At 40.8% G+C, this 21631-nt stretch carries 21 protein-coding genes; 9 read left to right on the top strand and 12 right to left on the bottom strand.

What is annotated here, in order from left to right:
* Positions 1 to 239 precede the first annotated feature (239 nt).
* From dtd to T7867_RS01520, 4 genes are all read left to right on the top strand, one after another.
* Entirely contained in the window at positions 240 to 692 is a 453-nt protein-coding gene (dtd, locus tag T7867_RS01535) for a D-aminoacyl-tRNA deacylase (RefSeq protein ID WP_068219310.1), read from the top strand.
* 5 nt (positions 693 to 697) lie between these two features.
* Positions 698 to 1036 (top strand): nucleotide pyrophosphohydrolase, encoded by a 339-nt coding sequence (locus T7867_RS01530; protein ID WP_068220775.1) that lies wholly within the window; start codon positions 698 to 700, stop codon positions 1034 to 1036.
* A 34-nt stretch (positions 1037 to 1070) separates the two neighbouring features.
* Positions 1071 to 1925: a DUF6263 family protein gene (locus T7867_RS01525; protein ID WP_068219313.1), complete on the top strand. Its 855-nt coding sequence runs from the start codon at positions 1071 to 1073 to the stop codon at positions 1923 to 1925.
* A 71-nt stretch (positions 1926 to 1996) separates the two neighbouring features.
* Positions 1997 to 2773, top strand: a complete 777-nt coding sequence (locus T7867_RS01520; protein WP_068219316.1) for an aspartyl/asparaginyl beta-hydroxylase domain-containing protein — start codon at positions 1997 to 1999, stop codon at positions 2771 to 2773.
* A 69-nt stretch (positions 2774 to 2842) separates the two neighbouring features.
* On the opposite strand, the gene T7867_RS01515 is transcribed toward T7867_RS01520, so the two are convergent.
* The 3 genes from T7867_RS01515 to gcvT all read right to left on the bottom strand — a co-directional run bounded on the left by T7867_RS01515 (position 2843) and on the right by gcvT (position 5757).
* Positions 2843 to 3235, bottom strand: a complete 393-nt coding sequence (locus T7867_RS01515; RefSeq protein ID WP_317038752.1) for a DUF305 domain-containing protein — start codon at positions 3233 to 3235, stop codon at positions 2843 to 2845.
* A 589-nt stretch (positions 3236 to 3824) separates the two neighbouring features.
* Complete coding sequence (locus tag T7867_RS01510) at positions 3825 to 4523, bottom strand: 2-phosphosulfolactate phosphatase (protein WP_068219321.1); 699 nt, start codon at positions 4521 to 4523, stop codon at positions 3825 to 3827.
* 145 nt (positions 4524 to 4668) lie between these two features.
* Complete coding sequence (gcvT, locus tag T7867_RS01505) at positions 4669 to 5757, bottom strand: glycine cleavage system aminomethyltransferase GcvT (RefSeq protein ID WP_068219323.1); 1089 nt, start codon at positions 5755 to 5757, stop codon at positions 4669 to 4671.
* A 147-nt stretch (positions 5758 to 5904) separates the two neighbouring features.
* Between gcvT and T7867_RS01500 the strand changes: the two genes are divergently transcribed.
* Both T7867_RS01500 and T7867_RS01495 read left to right on the top strand, forming a co-directional pair.
* On the top strand, positions 5905 to 7554 hold the full coding sequence (locus T7867_RS01500) for an ABC transporter permease (protein WP_322299769.1): 1650 nt from the start codon (positions 5905 to 5907) through the stop codon (positions 7552 to 7554).
* Positions 7555 to 7585: 31 nt separating this feature from the next.
* The gene (locus T7867_RS01495; RefSeq protein ID WP_322299768.1) at positions 7586 to 8287 is read left to right on the top strand and encodes an ABC transporter permease; all 702 of its coding nucleotides are present in this window, start codon (positions 7586 to 7588) and stop codon (positions 8285 to 8287) included.
* 260 nt (positions 8288 to 8547) lie between these two features.
* On the opposite strand, the gene T7867_RS01490 is transcribed toward T7867_RS01495, so the two are convergent.
* Complete coding sequence (locus T7867_RS01490) at positions 8548 to 9144, bottom strand: ribonuclease HII (RefSeq protein WP_288342249.1); 597 nt, start codon at positions 9142 to 9144, stop codon at positions 8548 to 8550.
* Between the two features lie 60 nt (positions 9145 to 9204).
* Between T7867_RS01490 and T7867_RS01485 the strand changes: the two genes are divergently transcribed.
* From T7867_RS01485 to T7867_RS01475, 3 genes are read left to right on the top strand one after another with little or no spacing between them, the layout of a single operon-like run.
* Positions 9205 to 9753: an NUDIX hydrolase gene (locus T7867_RS01485; protein ID WP_322299767.1), complete on the top strand. Its 549-nt coding sequence runs from the start codon at positions 9205 to 9207 to the stop codon at positions 9751 to 9753.
* Positions 9753 to 11102, top strand: a complete 1350-nt coding sequence (locus T7867_RS01480) for an MATE family efflux transporter (RefSeq protein ID WP_322299766.1) — start codon at positions 9753 to 9755, stop codon at positions 11100 to 11102. Before T7867_RS01485 ends, T7867_RS01480 begins: the two co-directional genes overlap by 1 nt.
* A gap of 56 nt (positions 11103 to 11158) precedes the next feature.
* Positions 11159 to 11860 (top strand): head GIN domain-containing protein, encoded by a 702-nt coding sequence (locus tag T7867_RS01475; RefSeq protein WP_322299765.1) that lies wholly within the window; start codon positions 11159 to 11161, stop codon positions 11858 to 11860.
* A 279-nt stretch (positions 11861 to 12139) separates the two neighbouring features.
* Here the strand turns inward: T7867_RS01475 and T7867_RS01470 are convergent, their stop codons facing one another.
* The 8 genes from T7867_RS01470 to T7867_RS01435 all read right to left on the bottom strand — a co-directional run bounded on the left by T7867_RS01470 (position 12140) and on the right by T7867_RS01435 (position 21576).
* Positions 12140 to 12811: a lysoplasmalogenase gene (locus T7867_RS01470; protein WP_068219333.1), complete on the bottom strand. Its 672-nt coding sequence runs from the start codon at positions 12809 to 12811 to the stop codon at positions 12140 to 12142.
* The gene (locus tag T7867_RS01465; RefSeq protein ID WP_068219335.1) at positions 12811 to 14001 is read right to left on the bottom strand and encodes an MFS transporter; all 1191 of its coding nucleotides are present in this window, start codon (positions 13999 to 14001) and stop codon (positions 12811 to 12813) included. The genes T7867_RS01470 and T7867_RS01465 overlap by 1 nt, the downstream gene beginning before the upstream one ends.
* Positions 14002 to 14004: 3 nt before the next feature.
* A protein-coding gene (gene prfB / locus T7867_RS01460) for a peptide chain release factor 2 (protein ID WP_157717577.1) occupies positions 14005 to 15082 on the bottom strand; the annotation gives its coding sequence in 2 pieces (ribosomal slippage) (positions 14005 to 15021 and positions 15023 to 15082; 1077 coding nt in all).
* A gap of 664 nt (positions 15083 to 15746) precedes the next feature.
* On the bottom strand, positions 15747 to 16250 hold the full coding sequence (locus tag T7867_RS01455; RefSeq protein ID WP_322299764.1) for a hypothetical protein: 504 nt from the start codon (positions 16248 to 16250) through the stop codon (positions 15747 to 15749).
* Between the two features lie 38 nt (positions 16251 to 16288).
* Positions 16289 to 17353 (bottom strand): branched-chain amino acid aminotransferase, encoded by a 1065-nt coding sequence (locus T7867_RS01450; protein WP_068219349.1) that lies wholly within the window; start codon positions 17351 to 17353, stop codon positions 16289 to 16291.
* A gap of 191 nt (positions 17354 to 17544) precedes the next feature.
* Complete coding sequence (locus tag T7867_RS01445) at positions 17545 to 18096, bottom strand: cob(I)yrinic acid a,c-diamide adenosyltransferase (RefSeq protein WP_068219352.1); 552 nt, start codon at positions 18094 to 18096, stop codon at positions 17545 to 17547.
* Between the two features lie 3 nt (positions 18097 to 18099).
* A complete protein-coding gene (locus tag T7867_RS01440; protein WP_068219354.1) occupies positions 18100 to 18852 on the bottom strand; it encodes an ABC transporter ATP-binding protein in 753 nt (250 codons plus the stop codon).
* A gap of 168 nt (positions 18853 to 19020) precedes the next feature.
* The gene (locus T7867_RS01435; protein WP_068219356.1) at positions 19021 to 21576 is read right to left on the bottom strand and encodes a hypothetical protein; all 2556 of its coding nucleotides are present in this window, start codon (positions 21574 to 21576) and stop codon (positions 19021 to 19023) included.
* Between the last annotated feature and the right edge of the window lie 55 nt (positions 21577 to 21631).

Raw genomic sequence — 21631 nt, 5'->3', positions numbered from 1 at the left:
TTCTGGAATGACGAATTAAGCTGTGGTAGATCCCTCGCTCACTCGGGATGAAAACACCCCTAAAACTAATTCAGTGAACTTCCGTCCATTGGTTTAAAGGCTTTTTTACTCACCCTCCCGATGTCTCGGGAAGGGCTGGGGTAGGAATTAGGTTGATTTGATGAGCTAAAATTGAATGCATTTTTGAATTATTCTCATGGACTCTTCAGATTTAGATTGCTAACCCTTTCTTTTGAATCATGATAGCAGTAGTGCAGCGAGTTTCGGAATCGGCAGTGAAAATTGATGGCAAGATAAAAGCCGAGATTGGTATTGGTGTGATGGTTCTTCTGGGAATAGAAGAGGCCGATAATCAGGAGGATGTAGAGTGGCTCAGTAGGAAGATTTCAAACATGCGCATTTTTGATGATGAAGCTGGAGTAATGAATAAAAGTCTTCTCGATATTAATGGTGAGGCTTTGGTAATTAGTCAATTTACGTTGCATGCGAGTACTAAGAAGGGGAACAGACCTTCATATATTAAAGCAGCCAGACCAGATGTCGCGATTCCGCTTTATGAGGCTTTCAAAAAGCAATTAGTGACTGATTTAGGAAAAGAGATAGGTTCCGGTGAATTCGGAGCTGATATGAAAGTATCTTTGGTAAATGATGGTCCAGTCACCATCATCATCGACACAAAAGACAAAAAATAATGAGTATGGATAGTAAAGGAATAAGCGCACTGCAGGAAGAAGTAGATCATTGGATTAAAACAGTGGGAGTTCGATACTTCAATGAATTGACCAATATGGCTCAGTTGAGCGAGGAGGTTGGTGAAGTAGCGAGAATTATTGCACGCAGATATGGAGAGCAGTCGGAAAAGGAATCTGATAAGTCTAAAGACTTGGGCGAAGAATTAGCCGATGTGCTTTTTGTGTTGGTCTGCTTGGCCAACCAAACAGGAACTGACCTTCAAGCTGCTTGGGAAAAGCGAATGGAGAAAAAAACTTCTCGAGATAAGGATAGACACAAGAATAATGAAAAGCTAAAGAAGTAGAATTTTACTTTCTTTGATAACCAAAAGAAAAACCATGAAAAAACTAATTTGCCTAAGCCTAATGTTTGTATCGCTTGCTGCCTTTGCGCAAAAGCCTTACGAATATAACCTGTCTGCTGGAGATAAATTTGAGGTCTCTGTAGATATGGTTCAGAATATCGAACAAAACGTAATGGGACAGAGTGCAGAAACGCAACAAGATGTAAACTCTGTAGACCTTTTCGAGGTGCTCTCTGTTTCCAATGGAATTTATACTATTAAGTCTACAGCTATTTCTAGAAAGGTATCTATCAGTGCGCCAATGATGTCTATGGAAATGAACTCTGATGGAGAAGCTCAAACAGACTTGCCTTTTAAAGTAATGGCGGGTAAAACGTTTCAGTTTACCATGAATAAAAAAGGTGAAGTGTTACAAGTTATGGGCTTGGACAAAGTTAGAGCAGCCATGAAAGATGAGCTTGCTGGGACACCTTTTGCTGCTCAGGTAGATCAGCTGACGGCAACTTATCAAGACGAATTTATCAAAGGTACACTAGATAGCCAGTTCAATATTTACCCTAAAACCAAGCAAGACACATGGGATAAGTCGGTGTCACTTGTTATGAATAATGCGCCAGTAGAAACAGTGGTGAACTTTGCTTACACAGGTGCTAATCAGATTACTGGAACCGGAGATGTAACTATGAAGGGAGAGCAAGAGCAAATGGGGATGACGGTTTCTTCAGATCTTTCTGGGAAGCAATCTTCAGTGTTTGACATCGATGCTAAAACAGGCTTGCCTGCTAAAGTAACGGTTAGCCAAGATGTATCTGGTAATATGTCTGCTCAAGGAATGGACATTCCAATGAAGTTAAAGACAAATGCCACTACCTCTATTACTATGAAGTAATTGTAAGGGGAGGATGAAACTATTCCTCCCCAATAATTTGTTAGCACTCATAATTCTCAACAACACTGGTCATGTTAATTCTAGAAATTATAGGAATCGTTCTTCTGGCATTCCTGGTGCTCAATGTCATTCTTTACTTTGTTGAGCCTAGCCTTATAGCTATTACATTTTCATTAGTGCTACGTCTATTTTTTAGGAATCCGCCTATGGTGGACATGGAAAAGCATTTTAAGGCACATCAAATACTGAAAGATAACTGGAAGGTTATTCAAGAAGAACTATTAGAGGTGCTGAGAGATGAAAAAAGTATCCCTAAGTTTCACGAAGTAGATAAAATTCAGAGATTTATTAATGATGGTGATAAGTCGCCTTGGAGAGTGTTCATGTTTAAGGCTTATGACAACTGGCAAGAAAAGAATTGCGAGAAAGCGCCTAAAACTACCGCTCTGTTAAAGCAAGTGCCAGAAATTACCACGGCCATGTTCTCTATTTTAGGGCCTCAAAAGCATATTCCACCTCACAACGGTTTTTACAAAGGAGTTTACAGATATCATTTAGCGCTGATAATTCCCAAAGAAGGTGAGTGCTACATTGTAAATGGTGGTCAGAGGTACGATTGGAAAGAAGGTGAAGACGTACTTTTTGACGATACGTACAAGCACGCAGTATGGAATGCTACCGATGAAACTAGGGTTGTCCTTTTCTGTGATGTTTTCCGTACAGACCTCCCAAAGATTTTCCAACCTGTGAACAGATGGGTGTATGGCTTAAGAGAAAAAAGCCAAAGGCTTCAGTCTGTTCTTAAAAAGGCCGAGGTACAGGTGGATTTAAAGCCACAAGCAAGTTAATGCCATAGTTGTTTTTGTTGGTCAGCCTACCTGTTTTAAAGGTGTGCATATCGGTAGCATTAAAGATTCCTAATTGCGGTTTTGTTCAAGACGATTGATCATTTTCTTCATCTGATCAATTTCTTTTTCTTGAGCCTTGATAATTTCAATAGCCAGTTGTTTTACTTCAGGGTCTTTTAAGTCAGCATTATTGCTTGTAAGTATGGCAATAGAATGATGAGGTATCATAGCCCTCATCCATTTGACATCGTCAATAGGAACTTGCTGCCTTACTAAAAATGTCGAAACAGAAATTAGCATAACACTGCCAACAATTATAAGGCTGTTCTTCATTCTGTTCTTGTACATGTTTTTCATAAACAGGAACATGATGATAGCCATTCCACCAAGCCCAATGAAGGTCATGTACATTCGTGTCCAACTGAAATATACATGGTTGAACTCATATGTATTGAAATACATAGTCAAATACATTGAAATAGCTGAACAAAATAGCATCAAGATAAACCGAGTATAATTAGCACTTTTCATGAAAAAGAATGTTGATATGAACTGTCTTATTAACAGGGGCAGGGCTATTATGTTAGATTAATTATGCCTTGGAGGGTGCTTTTTAGTCCAATAGTTCTATTAATAATAGGAAATAGCCATGGGTGCTGGGTAGTTTGGTTGGCAGTTATCCGTTAATCGGGAATCAGAAATCAGTACCGGATCCGTCATTGAGAGGCGCAAAATGAACGTAGTGGAATTTTGCAACGAAGCAATCTCTCTGTTAAGATGCAGAGTGCAAAGAACTGGTTGATTGACCGCGTCATAAGTTTGACTTAGGTCAAATTTTCCCCTCGAAAAACAGCTTCAGAGGGAGTAGAAGATAATGACGGATTAATCCCTTTGTTGAGGCTCAGACAGCCCATGACTGACGGATTGCCACGTCATGAATCCTTACTGGCGTAGGATTCATTTCTCGCATTGACGGAATCGATTGATAAAGTGAATTAATGACTTGATTAATAAGTTCTTTGCGAACTTAGCTTTCTATGCGGATAAACCCTTAAACCACCAACTCCCCATTCTTCAATTTCGGTACTACATCAAACTCATTGCAACGAGAGCAGTACTCGATATCTTTTAGTATTCCGAATTTAGAGAGACGCTTGGCATGGTTACTTCGGCTAATGAAGTAGTAAGGGTCTTTTCCCATCGACTGGTAAAGATAGAAAGCCGCAGTGGCAGCATCAGAGTCAAACTCTGCTTGCTTTTTCAGACCATCTAAAACAGCTCCAGCAAAAAGGCTATCTTCTAAGTTGTATTTTCCTTTCCAGCCAGCGCAGAAAAGCAAGATGTCTCGCTTTGATTTAGACAGGTGATTAACTACCGCTTTTAAGTTTAGGAATGCCCCAATAATTACCTCAGGAGCATCTTTTGAAAGGTATAAGGCTCTTGTTCCATTGGTTGTAGTGGTGGCTATTTTCTGCCCTTTCAGGCTCTTTTCCATATAGTCGAAAGGAGAGTTACCTAAGTGGAATTGTGGGAGTTTTTCTCCATTTCTTTCTCCTGCCATTACATAGCCCTGAGCACCTAATGCTTCACATTCCTCTACTGAGGCAACAGGAGTAATACTAGCCACTCCAGAACCCAAGCCTGCTACCATACAAGATGTAGCTCTTAGCACATCAATCACCACAACGGTTTTATCGCTTACATCAAATTGATGAATCAATTCTGGGGTGTAACAAACGTCTATGTTCATTAAATAAGGGTAATGTTCTTTTGTTTAGTTGTGCCCAATGTTGAGGGCGTCATTCTGAGCTTGTTTCAGAGCCTTAGTGTAGAAGCTCCTGAAATAAATTTAGGGTGATGTTTCTTTTGAGGGTTCACATCACCCTTTTATTGTTTTATTTCTTAACGAAAGGTAGTTTTACTACTTCGGCTTTAAGTCTTCTATTTCTTACGGCAACCATTATTTCGGTTCCAGCTTTAGCAAATTCTTTCTTTACATAACCAAGACCAATGCCAACTCCAAGTGTTGGAGACTGACTACCAGAGGTTACTTCTCCGATTACGTTTTCTTCAGCATCCATTAACTCATAATGGCTTCTAGGAATACCTTTGTCAATCATTTTGAAGGCTACTAACTTGGTGTCAACGCCTTCTTCTTTGTCTTTCTTAATGCCTTCGCTGTTGGTGAATTCTTTAGTGAATTTGGTTACCCAACCTAAACCAGCTGCAATTGGAGACGTTTCATCGGTGATGTCATTTCCATAAAGGCAGTAACCCATTTCAAGCCTTAAAGTGTCTCTTGCACCGAGGCCAATTGGTTTAATATCGAATTCAGCCCCCGCTTCAAAAATCTGTTTCCAAACAGTCTCTGCATGGTCATTGTGAACGTAGATTTCGAAACCACCAGCTCCCGTATAACCCGTTGCCGAGATAATAACGTGGTCAACACCTGCCATTGGTCCAACAACAAAGTTGTAGAACTTAATCTCAGAAAGGTCAACACTAGTAAGTTTTTGTAAGCTTTCTACAGCTTTTGGACCTTGTACTGCAAAAAGTGAATAGCCGTCTGAAACGTTTTTCATATTCACACCTTTGGTGTTGAATTGGCTAATCCAGTTCCAGTCTTTTTCAATATTGGAAGCATTCACTACCAACATGTATTTAGTTTCGTTGAAACGGTAAACCAAAAGGTCGTCTACTATACCGCCATTCTTGTTAGGAAGGTATGAATACTGAGCTTGACCATCAACTAACTTAGAAGCGTCATTACTGGTAACTCTTTGGATTAAATCTAGCGCATCTGGGCCTTCTAGAACAAACTCACCCATGTGTGAAACATCAAAAACACCTACACCATTTCTTACGGTGTTATGTTCTTCAATATCAGATGAATATCTCACCGGCATGTTGTATCCGGCAAATGGAACCATCTTGGCTCCAAGGCTTTCGTGAAGGTCGTTTAATGCTACTTTTTTCAATTCCATTTCTTTCTCGTTTACCCGACAAAAGTAAGCATTGAGCTATAAAAATATCATGCGAACCTCATTTATTATAAGCAGTGGTTTTGCATGCAACCAAATCATATTTCCTGTCGTCTTTTTAACAGTCAAACCAAAAACTCAATCAACAACATGTTTCAGAATTTTTTAAAAGTAACAGTTAGGAGCCTGCTGAAGAGCAAGGTGTTTGTTTTCATTAATATAGTCGGATTAGGCTTGGCACTAGCCTGTTGTATTATTGCCTTCCTCAATTATGAATTCGCCCAAACGTTCGATAGGCAGCACGAGAATTTTAGTGAGCTTTATGAAGTCTCTGTTCGAATAGATCAGAACGGAGCAGAGGTGCCTCATGGTTATGTGCCTATGCCTTTGGGGCCCGCAATTAAAGTTGAAAACCCTTCCATAGAAAGAGTGAGCCGTTTTGAAAGAGCGGGAGTCACCATCAAAAAAGGCGATAATGTCTTTAATAGGTCAATGGCCTTTGTAGATGATGATTTCCTGAAGATGTTCAGCTTTCCCATGCTTCACGGTAATGCCGATAGTTACAGTGAGCTTTCCACAGTACTTATTTCAGAAAAGGTAGCTGTTTCCCTTTTCGGGAGAGAAAATGCCGTTGGAGAAACCATTGAATTGGTAGTGTCTGAAAGACCAAACCTGTTCTTAACAGTAGGAGGCGTCTTTGAAGAACCAGGCTTACAAAGTTCTTTACGCTTTCAATTGATAGCCGATTTCGAGAATTTCTATAGAAACTTCAACGTGGAGAAAGGAGACTGGACTCGGTTTGTTGATGGGCTATTCATTCAAACCAATGATGAATCTATAGCTGAAAATTTACCTTCATCACTCCAGAAATATGCCGCAATTCAGGCCGAAGTAAGGAAAGATTTACCCGCCAGCAGCTTCTGGGTTACCCCAATGAAAGATGTTGCTTTTGTACAAAGAGACTATAATGCTACCAACTTAGGGAATGAAACACTGCACCCAGCACATATTTTGGCCCCTAATGTAATGGCATTGCTCATTTTACTTTTGGCGTGCTTCAACTTTACAAATACCGCCATAGCCATGTCTAATAAGCGCCTGAAGGAAATTGGTGTGAGAAAGACAGTGGGTGGCTCTAGAGCTCAATTGGTGTTTCAGTTTTTGGGCGAAAATTTGGTTTTATGCCTGCTAGCATTAGTTATGGGGCTTCTTTTTTCGCTCTGGCTGGTAGATAAGTACAATGGTATGTGGTCGAATCTAGATATACAGGTCACACTTTTAAATAACCCAGGAATGCTGATCTTTCTCGTGGCTACTTTGATTGGAACAGCACTTTTAGCAGGAGGGTACCCTGCCATATTTGTGAGTAGATATAAGCCTGTTGCTATACTTAGAGGCACACTTCGGGTGGGGTCTTCTAGTGTTCTATCGAAGGTGTTATTAGGCTTTCAGATGCTCATTTCTGTAATGGCTTTAGTCTTCGGGTTTACTTTTTTGCAGAACTCCAGTTTTCAAGAAAATATGGATATGGGGTATGAGAAACAAGGAATAGTAATGGCTCCATTAAGTACTCCGCAAGAAGCAGAGCGGTTTAAACTGGCTGTTCAGGCCAACCCTCTAATAGAAAGCATGGCAGTTACTAATGGTCATGTAGCGTGGAGCTCTTACCAAAGAGAAGTGAAGACTGGAGATAATCAGGCCAATGTAATGGTGCTAGATGTAGGGCCAAATTACATGGAGACTTTAGAGTTTAAGCTGTTGGAAGGGAAGGCTTTTTACACCGCAAAACCAAGAGTCTGATAAGCTAGGCAGTATAGTTATTAATGAAAAGTTGGCGGCCAGATTTGGATGGGATAACCCGATAGGCCAAAGAATTACATTCACCGATAACAATCAATATACGGTGGTTGGTATGGTGAAAGACTTTTATCAGTTTGGGGTTTGGGGAACCATAGACCCTGTCATGTTCAGGTTAAGAGATGAAAGCGATTTGAGCATGGTAATTGCCAAGACTACTCCTGAGCAAGAAGCGGCTGTAAAAGACTATTTTGAAAAAGTATGGGGTGAAGTTATTTCGAATAGATCTTCAGATGTTTGGACTCACGAAGTTAGCGTTTTGGGAGAAGCCAGAGATATCAATAAAAACATCGTTCAGATGTTTCTCTTCCTTGCGGTAATTGCAGTTGTACTTTCCGCTATAGGTTTGTTTACACTAGTATCAATCAATATTCAGAGCAGAACCAAAGAAATCGGAATTAGGAAAGTATTGGGAGCCTCCATTGCTCGCATTACAACGCTTATCAACAAACCCTTCCTGATTATAGTAGGTATTGCTTCTCTTCTGGGTGGAGGAATTGGTATTTATGTTTCGTCTATGCTTATGAGTAGTATTTGGACTTACCACGTTACTCCAGGAATTATTAGTGCTTTGGTGCCTATAGTAGTTATTCTATTAGTGGCATTACTCTCAATTTCAGGTAAGGTTATTAACGCAGCACGTAGAAATCCGGTAGAGTCGTTGAGGTACGAATAGAGAAAGCGGAATATGTCAGCTTTTTTGATGAATTAATCGGCTCATCAGGATGATGTTTTAGAGCAGGTTTGAGGCTTACTTTTCTTTTGATTCTCTAAAAGAAAAAGCGACCAACATCAAAACCATCGAGGTCGCAGATTGCCTTAGTTGCTTTATCTGGCGATGGTCACGTTCCGATATTTATAGGGATTGGAGCCCAACCCTTGTAGATGTAATTATTATATTTTACAATGGTCTGTGGACAATCATCCATGGACCACCTAAAACAACTCCATCTGTTCTGGTAGCAACCTAAATGACTTTCTGTGATATGGGGTAATCCCTAATTGTCTAATGGCATCTCTGTGTTTTATGGTTGGGTAGCCAGCATTGGTTTCCCAGCCATAGCCAGGGTATTGTTGAGCTAGTTCTGCCATTACACGGTCGCGATGAGTTTTGGCCAAAATAGATGCTGCGGCAATACTCATGTACTTGCCGTCACCTTTCACAATGCACTCGTGAGGAATGCCATCATAAGCCTTAAATCGGTTGCCATCTATTAGTAAGAGATCGGGTTGAATGGAAAGGTCTCTCACCGACAGGTGCATGGCCAGGTATGATGCATTTAGGATGTTGATTTCATCGATTTGAGTATGGCTTACTTCCTGAACCGAATAGGCTAAAGCATCTCTTTTAATCACCTCTTCGAGTATTTCAAGCTGCTTTTTCTTGAGCTTTTTGGAGTCGTTAAGAAGTTCGTTCTCGTAATCAGCGGGCAATATGACTGCAGCGGCCACAACAGGACCGGCTAATGGTCCTCGTCCGGCTTCATCGCAACCAGCTTCAACAATTCCTTCTTTAAAATAGGGCTTTAGCATCTGAGGCGTTAAACATAATGAATGAGTCTAGAACTTGAAAGCTTTCTCTATTTTTGAACCATGAGCGAAGAGAAGAATCCTTGGAAAACTTTAAGTGGTAAGTTGGTTTATGAAAATCCATGGATTAAGGTTGATGAGTTTCAGGTCATTAATCCATCGGGTAATCCTGGGATCTATGGAAAGGTTTCTTTTAAAGGGTTGGCCGTGGGGATTATCCCTATCGATGAGCAAGGGAATACTTGGTTAGTAGGTCAGTACAGATACACGCTAAACGAGTATAGTTGGGAGATTCCTATGGGAGCGGTTCCTACTTCAGAAACTTATGAAGAAGGGGCTTTGCGTGAACTAAGAGAGGAGACAGGACTAACAGCTCAAAAACTAGAGTTTCTATGCAAAATACATACTTCCAACTCTGTGACTGACGAAGTTGGAATGGTTTACGTGGCTAGGGAACTATCTGAGGGTGAAACAGAGTTTGACGATACCGAAGACATTCAAGTGAAGAAAATTCCTTTTAAAGAGGCCCTAGAATGGGTTATGGATGGAAGGATTACCGATAGCTTGAGTGTTGGCGGAATACTAAAATTAGCTCGCTTGCTGAATATGTAATGCAAAGTCCACTCTCGTACAAAAATCATTTCGGAAAGACTTTCCACCTAGCATACCCTGTAATGCTTAGTCAGCTTGGCCACATTATGGTGGGTATCGTGGATAGTATTATGGTGGGGCAGCTCGGTCCAACAGAGCTAGCTGCTTCTTCCTTTGCCAATAATTTTATGGCTGTGTTCATGATGTTCGGTATTGGTGTAACCTATGGAATTACGCCAATGGTAGCTCAAGCCGATGGCAAGCAAGATCAATCTAAATTAGTGAGATTACTGAGGCATGGTATTATTCTCAGTTTGATTGTGGGAGTGTTCTTAGTGCTGCTCATGTTCAGTCTTTCCACTCTCTTTCCTTATATGAGGCAACCAGATGAGGTGATTGAAATAGGCAGGCCTTATTTCTTTATTATTGCCAGTTCCTTATTTCCAATGTTGGTTTTTCAGGGGTTCAGGCAGTTCTCTGAAGGCATGTCGGTTACCAAACCAACCATGTTTATTACCATTCTGGCAAACATAGTGAATGTAGTACTGAACTATTTGCTTATCTATGGTAAGCTCGGTTTTCCTGAGCTTGGTTTGAATGGTGCTGGTTGGGCAACTCTCATTTCTCGTGTAATAATGGCTATTGGAATGTTCTGGTTTGTTAGAAATTATTCCAAGTTTAAAGAGTTCAAGGCTGGTTTTTTGTTGAATCAGTTTAAAGCCGACTTTTTCAAACCTATGCTTAAAATAGGTATCCCAACGGGTGGTCAGTTTGTGTTTGAAGTAGGTGCATTCGCCATGTCGGCAATCATGATGGGATGGTTAGGCACTATTCCGTTGGCTGCTCACCAGATCGCCATCAGCTTGGTGTCGTTGAGTTATATGATGGCTTCGGGAATTTCTGCTGCTTCTACGGTGAGGGTTGGGAATCAGCTTGGTCAAGAAGATTATCCGAACTTAAAGAGAGCAGGAAACACCAGTTTCCTAATGGTTTTGGTTTTTATGGCTATTTGTTCAGCCATTTATATTCTCTTTAGCGGGTTCTTCCCAACCATATATGTAGACGAGCCAGAGGTAATAGGAATAGCTTCTTCGCTTATAGTAATTGCGGGTTTATTTCAGCTTAGCGATGGAGTACAAGTAGTTGGCCTTGGTTGCCTCAGAGGAATGTCTGACGTAAGAGTACCCACAATCATAACCTTTGTGTCTTATTGGGGGCTGGCTATTCCCGCTAGTTATCTTTTCGGGTTTGTTCTTGATTTTGGTGCTCCCGGCATTTGGTATGGTTTATTGATTGGACTTACAGTTGCTGCAATTTTGCTCTATATTCGCTTCAATAAGCTATCAAATAAAAAGATTTTAAGTGCTTAGGTGTTAGGTGCAACCATTTCAGCACTAGCTAGTCTTTCCCTTGTAAACATTTTATCATGAGAAGAATTTCCTTATTACTTGCTTTCAGTTTATTGGTTTCATTGGCTTGGGCACAAGGCAAAGAGACTAGAGATGTCGGTAACTTCGATTATATCTCAATGAGTATTTCTGGGAAGGTGTACGTGACCCAAGGGAATAAGAATGAAGTGATAGTTGAGGCGGATCGTGATGATATGGAAAATATCAGAACCGAGGTAAGAGGAGGTAGGCTATCTATTTCTACCAAGAGCAAAGGTGGATGGTTCAGTTGGGGCGATGGTTTAGATGGAAAAGTGAATATCTATGTTACCGTAAAGGAATTGACCGGAGTAAACGTGAGTGGTTCAGGAGATGTAATTAGCAGAAATACAATCAAGGCCGATTTGTTTGAAGCGTCTATTTCTGGCTCGGGCGATATTGAAATAGAACTAGACGCCCGTGCTGTTCAATCTAAAATTACGGGCTCTGGAAATATTGAGCTTTCGGGTTCGGCACAAAGAGCAAAATTGGGCATAAGCGGGTCAGGAAAGTACTACGCGGAAGACTTAAAAGTAGACGATTATGAGGTCTCTATTTCTGGATCAGGAAGAGCTGCTATTAATACTAATGGAGAGTTAGATGTTAGAATCTCTGGCAGTGGAAGTGTCTATTACTCTGGCAACCCAACAGGAGTGAATACCAATGTTTCAGGCTCAGGAAGAGTAAGAAGAAATAATTAAGAAAGATACTGATAGAAGGTATTAAGCCTGCTTGGATGATAGCCTGAGCAGGCTTTTTTATCCCATGGAATTCGAAATATCTAGACCTGGTCGATTCCTCGATAGGCTCGGGATAAAAAGAGGATACCCCTAAATCCCCTAAAGGGGACTTTGGCTTCATTGCTTTGATAAACTTCATCGCTTCACCCTTTAGGGTTGGGGTTAAAGTTCTTTCTAAATAGAGATTTATATGTTATAGCTGAGGTTTTCGTCTGACGACTTGGAATGTTATGATGATTTTTAAGAAAGCTTCTCAACGAACCTCTTATAACCTTCCACCAATAAGAATTGAGCTAATAGGTAGGTAGTCATAATGGCTAGGTTACTCATTTCAAACTCACCTAAAAACCTGTTGACAGCCAAAATAGAATCACTGACTACAAAAAAGCTAGCGCCAATCATTACTAGCCAAAAGCTCTGATTGTCTGATTTCTTCCATCTTTTTCTAGCCATAATAGCCATTAGGCAGATTATAACCGTGTAGGCAAGTGCCGGGAAATACATGTCGCCCAATCCATCTTTTATAGCTGAAAACATCAGTAGGCCATAGAGTAGAAAAGGAATGTCTTGCCATTGAGGTTTGATGCCTTTTTCATAAACGCTTTTCGCACTCATACTTACCACTATGTATACCATATGGGCGAGTAAAAAACTGATAAGCCCTGTTAAGAAGAAGATTGAATTTCGTTCGGCAAACATCAAAAGTGTATCTCCCAAAAAGGAAAAGAATAGCGCAATAGAAATGTATCGGTTTAGTGGTGAATCGGGCGTTGTTTTCAAAAAATAAAACAATAGGCTGGGAATAAGTATTGGCTTTGTGACCATCCCTATCAAGACAAAACCTCCAGCCAGCGACACCAAGTGAAGTACAGAAATGATAATAAATGGAAGTAGCTTCTTATCGACCTTCATTAGTCTTGAACCTTAAAAAGTTTATTTCCCCAATTTAGCCCGAAATTCAAAAAGAGGAATCCTAAGAATGAAAGAATAGCGCTTACTATAAAGGCATTTCGTAAATTCTCAATCTCGTTGGCATAGATAAACCCTGCAGAAAATGCTCCCAAACCGATTCCAATTTCAAGGGCAATATACATGGTGGCTAATCCTTTGCCTCTTTTTTCATCGTGGCTTAAGTCAATGGTCCAGGCGTAAATGGTTGGCGTATTCAAGCCTACAGCTATACCAAAGGCTATAGAACTAGCAATTAGCATAAATTCCGTGTGTGTGAAGGCAACCATTAGGTCGGCTACTACAATGGCTAAAGCCGCCCATTTCAGAACAATTACTCTTCCGTATTTGTCGGAAGCTTTGCCAGCCAAAATTCTTATGAGCAATGAAGAGAATACGAAAATGGTGAAGAAAATACCTTTGTTACCTTGGTCAAACCCAATGCTAATGGTAAGGTCTGGCATAAGCGTTAGTGCCGCCCCAAATGAAAATGAGGTAAGCAGAAATAAGATAGATGGGTTAATTACCCTTGGTTCGAAAATGTCGGACTTGTTGATCTTTAAAAGTTCTAAACTGAACTTCTGCTTATTCGGTAGAGTTTCTTTCATGCCCGCCAATATTAGAACGGAGAGAATAGCCAGCGCTGAAGAACTGTAAAACATAGCGTCTAACCCGAATTGCTCGGTAATCATAGGGCCAAAACTTGGTCCGGCAGCCATACCCAAACTTCCGAATAGTCCAGAATAACCCATGGCTTCACCTCTTCTATGTCTGGGGACTATATCTGCTAGGTAAGCGGCAGTTCCTGTAGGTTTAAAACCAGTAGAGAAACCATGTAAGAATCTAAGTAGTAGGAAAGCCCAAACTGTTCCGAGCATGGGGTATAGGAAGCCAACTACAAAGCAGACACCAGCACCAAAGATCATTACAGGAATTCGGCCTATAGTGTCTGAAAGCTTCCCACTAAATGGTCTTGAAAGCCCCGCAGTAACAGTAAATAATGAAATAACCAGACCTTTCAACTCTCCACCACCTAAAGAGGTGAGGTAGTCGTAGAGGTCGGGCACAATCATGTTGAAGCTCGAAAAGAACAGTAAAGAACTAAGGCAGAGCAAACAGAACTGCAATGAAAAAATACTCTTTTGCTCTGCCATGTCTTATTGCTGCATTAAGAATGCTTTGATGTAATCGTCAAGGTCTCCGTCTAGCACGTTCTGAACATCTGTTCGCTCTACACCAGTACGGTTGTCCTTTATGAGTTTATATGGGTGTAACACATAGTTTCGAATCTGTGACCCGAAATCCACACGCATTTTTTCACCTTCAACTTTGTCTCGCTCAGCATTACGCTTGTCCATCTCTAGCTGATAGAGTCTGGATTTTAGCAATGCCATGGCATTTTCCTTATTGTCTAGCTGCGAACGGGTTTCTGTGTTTTCGATCACAATTCCGGTAGGAGCGTGCCTCAAACGAACACCTGTTTCAACCTTGTTCACGTTCTGACCACCAGCACCACCCGAACGGAAGGTGTCCCAAGTAATGTCCGATGGATTAACCTCAATTTCAATGGTGTCATCAATAACAGGATAGGCAAATACCGATGCGAAAGAGGTGTGTCTTCTTCCTCCTGAATCGAAAGGAGAAATTCTAACTAAACGGTGCACTCCAGTTTCAGATTTCAGTTGACCGTAAGCAAACTCTCCATCGAACTCCAATGAGCAAGACTTTAGTCCTGCAACTTCTCCTGGTTGGTAGTTGAGTTGCTTCACTTTCATGCCTTTGCTTTCGCCCCACATAATGTACATACGCATGAGGATTTCGGCCCAGTCATTACTTTCCGTTCCGCCCGCCCCTGGGTTAATCTCGATCACCGCTTTTAGCTGATCTTCTTCACCACTAAGCATTTTCTTGAATTCTACTTCTTCTAGAACTTCTAGGGCGTTTTCGTAAGCACTTTGGATTTCGGATTCGTCACCTTCTCCCATTTCGAAGAACTCGAAAAGGGTCTCTAGGTCTTCCACGGCCTCGTTGGCTGTCTCAAAACTGTTGGTCCAAACTTTCTTGGCTCGAATGGCCTTGAGCGTTTTTTCTGCTTCTTTTGGGTCGTTCCAGAAGTCTGGTTGAGCAGTAACCAGTTCTTCTTCTTCTACTTCACGTTTCTTGACATCGTAGTCAAAGATACCTCCTCAAGGCCGAGATACGAGCCTTCAAATCTTTTAATTGATCTGCATTCATGGTGGATAATTTTTTGAAGATGCAAAGGTGCGTATTTGATTCGCAATTGACAATTTTCAATTACGAATTATCAGAGTCAAATTTGAAACGGTGGTTCAGGATTTACGTATAATTTGCGGGTGGTATCTTTTTATCAAGATAGAAATTACCCCTGCGAGCAGAGATATACAAGCATATAGGATATTGGTATAAGAGGATTCAATTTCCTTCATTAATGTGTCACCATCTTTTAGGTATGCTCTCTTTGAGGATTTGATTGAATAGATAAAAAATGTATTACCCGGTTTTTCGAGGTGTTTAAGGTCGTATTTTGGAATTTCCAGTGTTAATTGATCGCCTTTTTTAAAATCTCGTATGAAGTCATTTTTATCAAATAGACTTAGGAAGTCAGCTTTGATTTTAAAAGTACAATCATAATTATTGAGCCAGATGTTATATATTCTTTTGGTTCCTCTGAAACCTCTAATATGTTTGAATTCGTAATCTTGAATTAGTCCTTGAACTTCATGAAGGTCATCATCCGTTTCTGGTTTGTCTTGACCTATTTCCTGATATAGAAATGTGCAAAATATAATGAGGCAGAAGAAGGCGAAAAAGTTCTTATCAATGTTGTTGAATATTAATTTGAGTATTCTGAATTGGTGTTTTGTTTTTCTCACAGATGCTACCTACTCACAATATAAGCCTCAAACTTTTCATTGGTGAGGTCGACCCGTTTTCTGCGGAAGACCTTCATGGCATAACCTGTGCCTACAAGTGCCGCAGCAGAGATAGTTGTCCCTTTGTCGAACGAAAACTCATTTCCTGAAACAACTGTGTTGTTAAAAAGGTCTAGAGCTAAAAGGCCATAGCCAGCTGTGGGTAAAACCCGCTCTGCAGCCCTTAGAATTTCAGCCCGGTTGGTAGTGGCATTCTGAACATCAACTTCAGCAACTTGCTCAATAAGTATTATGTTGTTTTCCATTACTATGGTGCTGTCTACAAACTCAGTGATTCTATCTTTGAAAAACTCTTTGCTTCCTTTTTGCTTGTATACAAAGTAGTCGCCCACTCTATATTCATATCGCCTAGTAGATCCGTTTTTACGGATTAACAGATAATCTTGCGCAGAAACCCCTTCAAAAAGAAAAAGCAGCAATAGGAAAAAGAGAATGTTTCTAACTTTCATATTGCTGCTAAGTAACGTAAAAACTTCGTTAACGTGAGTTAAATTTTATATACCCAGCCTCGCTGGTCTTCTACCTCTCCAGTTCTAATAGCGTCTAATTCTTTTAAAACTTTTTTAGAGAAGAATGAATCATCTGCAGCGGGCAGATCGAATAATTCATCTTCAAAGCCAATGGTGGCAATAGGGGCAATAGTAGCGGCTGTACCTACACCGAAAGCTTCTTGAAGTCTACCTTCTTTAGCGGCAGCAACTACTTCAGAAACTTTTACTGGCGCTTCTTCTACCTGCATTCCCCAGTCTCTAGCAATGGTCAGTACAGAGTCTCTGGTAATACCTTTAAGGATTGTACCAGAAGTAGGAGCTGTTCTTAAAACACCATCAATCATAAACATTACGTTCATGGTGCCAGACTCTTCAATAAATTCATGGCTCTTGCCATCAGTCCAGATCAATTGATCGAAGCCTTGTTGTTGGGCTAAGCGTGCAGGGTAGAGACTGGCAGCATAGTTTCCACCAGCTTTAGCATATCCGGTTCCTCCTTCAAATGCTCTTGAGAATTTAGTTTCAATCTTCACTCTTACTGGTTTGGTGTAGTAAGAACCAACTGGGCAAGTAATGATCATAAACCTGTAATTATTTGAAGGTCGAACGCCAATGTATTCATCGGTTCCGAAAACAAAAGGTCTAACGTAAAGCGCAGTACCTGGCTTAGAAGGCACCCAAGCTGAGTCTAATTTCAATAACTCAGTAAGCCCATCCATGAATAATGACTCTGGCACTTGAGGAATACACATTCTTTCAGCAGAAACGTTTAGCCTTGAAGCATTGGCTTCAGGTCTAAAACTTACTACTTCACCAGCAGCATTTTTGTAGGCTTTAAGGCCTTCGAAAATTGTAATGGCGTAGTGCAATGTTGTCATAGCCGGAGATACCGACATGTTCTGATAAGGTACGATTCTTAAGTCTTGCCATTCGCCATCTATGTAATCGGCAATGAACATGTGATCCGAATAGAGCTTTCCGAATGGAATGTTGTCTTCATCCAATTCATTAATTCTAGACTGAGATGTCTTTTCTATGCGAATGGTAGAGGTGTCAATCATCGTTTTAATCTTTTAGGTAGTTTACAAATTTAACTAAAATCGACCTTGGTGCAAATCTAGGCGAAGGTGTAAGATTCTAGTTTTCAGTAAGTTATATTTAATTTACTCAGAACAAATGATTCTGAATGAGGGTGGTTTTGGTCGAAAATTCCGCAATTAACTCAAAACGCCCAATAATTTTCTGAGCAACTTTATTTCTTTCTCGGTTCCCACTTCACTTCTTCGGCCTGAAGCTCTTGAGCCATTATTCTGCCAAGTACAAAGAGATAGTCGGAAAGACGATTGAGATACTGAATGACCAACGGAGAAATAGGTTCTTGATCGTTTAAGGCAATGCTTATTCGTTCGGCTCTTCGGCACACACAACGTGCGATGTGAGAAAACGAAACTGATTGATGCCCCCCCGGAAGAACAAAGCTGGTAAGTGCTGGCAGTTGATCGTCCATGGCATCCATGGCACTTTCCAATACTTGAATGTCAGACTCTAGTAAATCAGGTTTTACCACCTTGTCTTTACCTGGTTCGGTAGCTAAATCTGCTCCTATGGTGAACAGTCTGTCCTGAATGGTTTTTAGAATTTCTTTTCTAGAAGAATTTACTTCCTGATCTCTGAGTAGACCAATGTAGCTATTCAATTCATCTACTGTTCCATAGGCTTCAATTCGGATGTGTGCCTTTGAAACACGAGCACCACCTAGTAATGAGGTGGTGCCAGAATCTCCAGTTTTAGTATATATTTTCAAATCTTAGAATACTCTTTTAGCAACTTCTGCCTCGTATGCGGCCCTCATTACGGCAGTGTTGGTAGGATTTTCATTGATAATATCTTTCTCAATAAGTCCATCTCTCAACCTGATAACACGGTGCGAGTATTGAGCAATATCGTCTTCGTGAGTTACCATAATAATGGTGTTGCCTTTTTCATGAAGAGCGGCAAATAGGTCCATAATGTCGTAAGACGTTCTGGTGTCCAAGTTACCTGTAGGCTCATCGGCAAGAATAATCGATGGATCATTCACCAACGCTCTAGCAATAGCAACACGTTGTCTCTGACCACCAGAAAGCTCATTCGGCTTGTGGAAAGATCTTTCACCAAGTCCAACACTTGTTAGTGCAGCCTGGGCTCTGTCTTCTCTTTCAGACTTGCTATAACCAGCATAGATAAGCGGAAGAGCAACATTTTCTAAAGAAGATGCTCTAGGCAAGAGGTTAAAAGTCTGGAAAACGAAGCCAATTTCTTTGTTTCTGGTCTCGGCCAATTCATTTTCAGTCATGTCCGAAACATCTTGGCCATTTAGAATATATGTTCCGCCAGAAGGAGTATCTAAACAACCAATGGTGTTCATAAGAGTAGACTTACCAGAACCTGATGGCCCCATGAATGCTACATATTCACCTTGCTTGATTTCGATGCTCACAGATTTCAGAGCCTGGATTTTCTCACTACCCATCTGGTAGACCTTAGAGATGTTGGTAGTTTTGATTATTGTTTTACTCATACTGGTTGGACGTATCTAAATGCCGAAAAGTTTAATACAGAACTTGGTAATTATTTAAATGGTTTTACCACAAACAAAACAATCAAAAGAAGTTGGTGTACTAAAAGGACTTTCCGTGAACGGAATACGTAAAGGATTACAGGTGGTAGATTGGCCTAAGATTTTCTCTTAGCGGATTTGGAAGGTTGTTTTTTCTTCCAGAATTTGCTCAAACTCAGACCTTACCTCAGCTACTTTCTGTTGGTCAGCCAGTTCTGATAGCTGGTCTAGGGCTGTTTCTCCAAAGGCGGTGAAGTTATTTTTAGCGCAAGAGTAAATGTAAGCTTCCCATAAGTCGGTAGATTTTCTATTCACTTCCAATGCTTCGCGAAGTAGATCATATTCTACCTGACTATCTATTTCGGTTTGGTTTAAAAGTTCAATCGCTTTAAGCGTAGTGTTTACATCAAAGGCGTTGGTTTCAGCTACTCGAATAAGCGCCTGCTGATATTCGGCTTCTGAAAGTTCAGCTTTTTCAGCTTGAACTCCTTTTAATTGCTGGCTAATGTCTGCGGTTTGATCAAAGTCAGTAACGAACTTTAAGTCTTCCATAAACTCGTTCAATGGTTCTGCATCAAACCCTCTTTTCTTAGCATTATTGATCGACTCAACCGTTAAATCTGACTGCCCCTGATCGAAAGCCCATACAGCCTTAATGTAGTATGGAAAGCCTGCGGCTGAAAGGTTCGAAGAAATGACTGATTCAAGCGTTCTGAAACCTTTGTTTACTTGACCTGAATTGTAGTAGAGGAACGATTGAGCAGTAAGTAAGAAAGTGTTGTAAACCGCGTTTTTAGGGCTCGATTGGTAATATTGAATAGCATCATCAACAACCTTCCAGTCTTCTCTTTGTCTGCTTAAAGCAGCATTGTATAAGTAGAATAGTTGTTCTCGAGTTAGAAGTGTGTCAGCCCTTAGCTCAATGCTGAAAAGTAAAGATTGACCTTGTGCATTAGCGAGCGCCTGTCGGTTTAGTTTTAAATGAATATTGTCTTGATATTCATAATTAATGGTAGTGTCGAAGTCTACCTGAGCGGCTACATCATAGTTGAGGGCAGCCAAATTGCCTTCGCTTACAAAAGCCCCTCCACCCAATGATTCTCTGAAGTACTTAAAGGCTGAGTCGTAGTTCTGATATTTGTAGTGAGCTAAGCCTAAGTTGTTCTGAACTTTGTCATCATACTCCACTTCTTTAGAATACATAAGTGAGCTGAGTGTTCGGTACAAATCACCTTTTTCATCGAAGTGGTTGGAGTAGGCTACTCTGGCTTTCGGGTTTTCGCCACCTCTCAGAATTGCCACCAATCTTTCCTGAATCTCTTCCTTCTCTTTTTCGGTTTTAGCTTTCTGGGATAAAGCATAATTAGATCTATAATTATAGAACTCAAAGTAGTTGCTCTGCTTATGGTATTGATCGGCCAAGAGGTCATTGTCGATGTGTTCAGCCAAACTTGCCAACATGGTATACTGTCCAGATTTAGCCATGTAATACGGTCGGTATTCTAGGTAGAGGAAACCGCCAACCACCATAATCATGCAGAAAAGCCTTACCGTAAGCATTGGTGTTCTTGGGCCTTGAAAGAAAATGTGCCATACCTGAATGTTCTGGAAAAGGGCAGGGGTAAAGTTGATTAGCGCATAAACAAAGAAGCCAGCGCCAAAGGCTAAATGACTAATGATTATCACCCATTCAATAGCGTCTTTTAAAGAGCTGTTAGCTGTAATTTCGGCATAGGCTAACACACCTAAAGTCATGGCGCATAGGGCAGGGTAGAGCCAGTCTTTTAATACGAAAGTATCGCCAGAGACATTGATGGTTTTGATTTTTGGGTCGAAGCAAAAGTAGCCCGAGATCATTGAGGCAATCAGAAGCGTGCTTGGTTCAATCAGGTATAGATTTAGCTCGATGTCTTCATTCTTTTCCATGAAAAGTAGACTGACCAAAATCACATACACGAAGCCTATAATACCGAAGTGTAACAGTCCATTCTTGCCTTTCGATTCTCCTTGCGTAGTGAGCTTAAACAGACTGAAGATATTATCCCCGGCAATGAAAATGATGAAAAGGGTTGTCCAGAGCAGTGGTCCAACCATGCCGAATGAAAGCACTACCAAGTTAGGGTAGTCCATGTTTGGGAGGAAATTCACCAGTAAGCCGAAGGTCAGATAAAGCAGTAGAATTCCTATTAATCTGACTAGTACCGAAACCTTCTTATTGATGGCTTGGAAGTAGTAAGTGAGCAGTAGAAATGCTCCTATGAGACCATAGCTCAGGTAAGGATCTGCAACACCGAGTTCCTCCAGTCGCAACTGGATAAAGCAGAATACGACAATACCTGAGAATATAAAGTAACTGAATCTGTCAAGGTAAGTGATGGACAGAGTTCCAAGTACCAGAACTGCTACTATCGAGATTAGTAAGAGCTTCTCAGGCCAAACTAAGTACTGTAACTCACCTGTTCTGAACTTCTGCCAGCTAATCAATTGATCCACCACAACTCCTCCAGGCTTTCCATTAATCTGGAAGTACTCTAAAAGAAAAGGGCGTGTTTTAAAGGTAGACTCTACTTGCCAAGGGAGTGTGAGCTCATCTCCAACAAACCACGCATAGCCAAACCATATCACCGCAAAAGCAGCAAGGGTCGGGCTTAAGTATTTTAGAAAGTTGAAGGTGGTTGAGTTCAAATGGTCAAATTTGGTCTAAGAATTTTAAAACTTTTTTTACCCCTGCCCTAAAGGA

The sequence above is a fragment of the Roseivirga spongicola genome (genome assembly GCF_034376045.1).
GTDB classification, from domain to species: domain Bacteria; phylum Bacteroidota; class Bacteroidia; order Cytophagales; family Cyclobacteriaceae; genus Roseivirga; species Roseivirga spongicola.
This window is presented reverse-complemented; position numbering and strand designations above follow the sequence as displayed.

Excerpts from the sequence above, each read along its gene's own strand:
- T7867_RS01450 (WP_068219349.1), bottom strand. The coding sequence starts at position 17,353 with ATGATTGACACCTCTACCATTCGCATAGAAAAGACATCTCAGTCTAGA.
- T7867_RS01510 (WP_068219321.1), bottom strand. The coding sequence starts at position 4,523 with ATGAACATAGACGTTTGTTACACCCCAGAATTGATTCATCAATTTGAT.
- T7867_RS01530 (WP_068220775.1), top strand. The coding sequence starts at position 698 with ATGGATAGTAAAGGAATAAGCGCACTGCAGGAAGAAGTAGATCATTGG.
- T7867_RS01525 (WP_068219313.1), top strand. The coding sequence starts at position 1,071 with ATGAAAAAACTAATTTGCCTAAGCCTAATGTTTGTATCGCTTGCTGCC.
- T7867_RS01470 (WP_068219333.1), bottom strand. The coding sequence starts at position 12,811 with ATGAAGGTCGATAAGAAGCTACTTCCATTTATTATCATTTCTGTACTT.
- T7867_RS01515 (WP_317038752.1), bottom strand. The coding sequence starts at position 3,235 with ATGTATTTCAATACATATGAGTTCAACCATGTATATTTCAGTTGGACA.
- T7867_RS01490 (WP_288342249.1), bottom strand. The coding sequence starts at position 9,144 with ATGCTAAAGCCCTATTTTAAAGAAGGAATTGTTGAAGCTGGTTGCGAT.
- dtd (WP_068219310.1), top strand. The coding sequence starts at position 240 with ATGATAGCAGTAGTGCAGCGAGTTTCGGAATCGGCAGTGAAAATTGAT.
- T7867_RS01440 (WP_068219354.1), bottom strand. The coding sequence starts at position 18,852 with ATGAGTAAAACAATAATCAAAACTACCAACATCTCTAAGGTCTACCAG.
- T7867_RS01475 (WP_322299765.1), top strand. The coding sequence starts at position 11,159 with ATGAGAAGAATTTCCTTATTACTTGCTTTCAGTTTATTGGTTTCATTG.
- gcvT (WP_068219323.1), bottom strand. The coding sequence starts at position 5,757 with ATGGAATTGAAAAAAGTAGCATTAAACGACCTTCACGAAAGCCTTGGA.
- T7867_RS01485 (WP_322299767.1), top strand. The coding sequence starts at position 9,205 with ATGAGCGAAGAGAAGAATCCTTGGAAAACTTTAAGTGGTAAGTTGGTT.
- T7867_RS01520 (WP_068219316.1), top strand. The coding sequence starts at position 1,997 with ATGTTAATTCTAGAAATTATAGGAATCGTTCTTCTGGCATTCCTGGTG.
- T7867_RS01480 (WP_322299766.1), top strand. The coding sequence starts at position 9,753 with ATGCAAAGTCCACTCTCGTACAAAAATCATTTCGGAAAGACTTTCCAC.
- T7867_RS01465 (WP_068219335.1), bottom strand. The coding sequence starts at position 14,001 with ATGGCAGAGCAAAAGAGTATTTTTTCATTGCAGTTCTGTTTGCTCTGC.
- T7867_RS01455 (WP_322299764.1), bottom strand. The coding sequence starts at position 16,250 with ATGAAAGTTAGAAACATTCTCTTTTTCCTATTGCTGCTTTTTCTTTTT.
- T7867_RS01500 (WP_322299769.1), top strand. The coding sequence starts at position 5,905 with ATGTTTCAGAATTTTTTAAAAGTAACAGTTAGGAGCCTGCTGAAGAGC.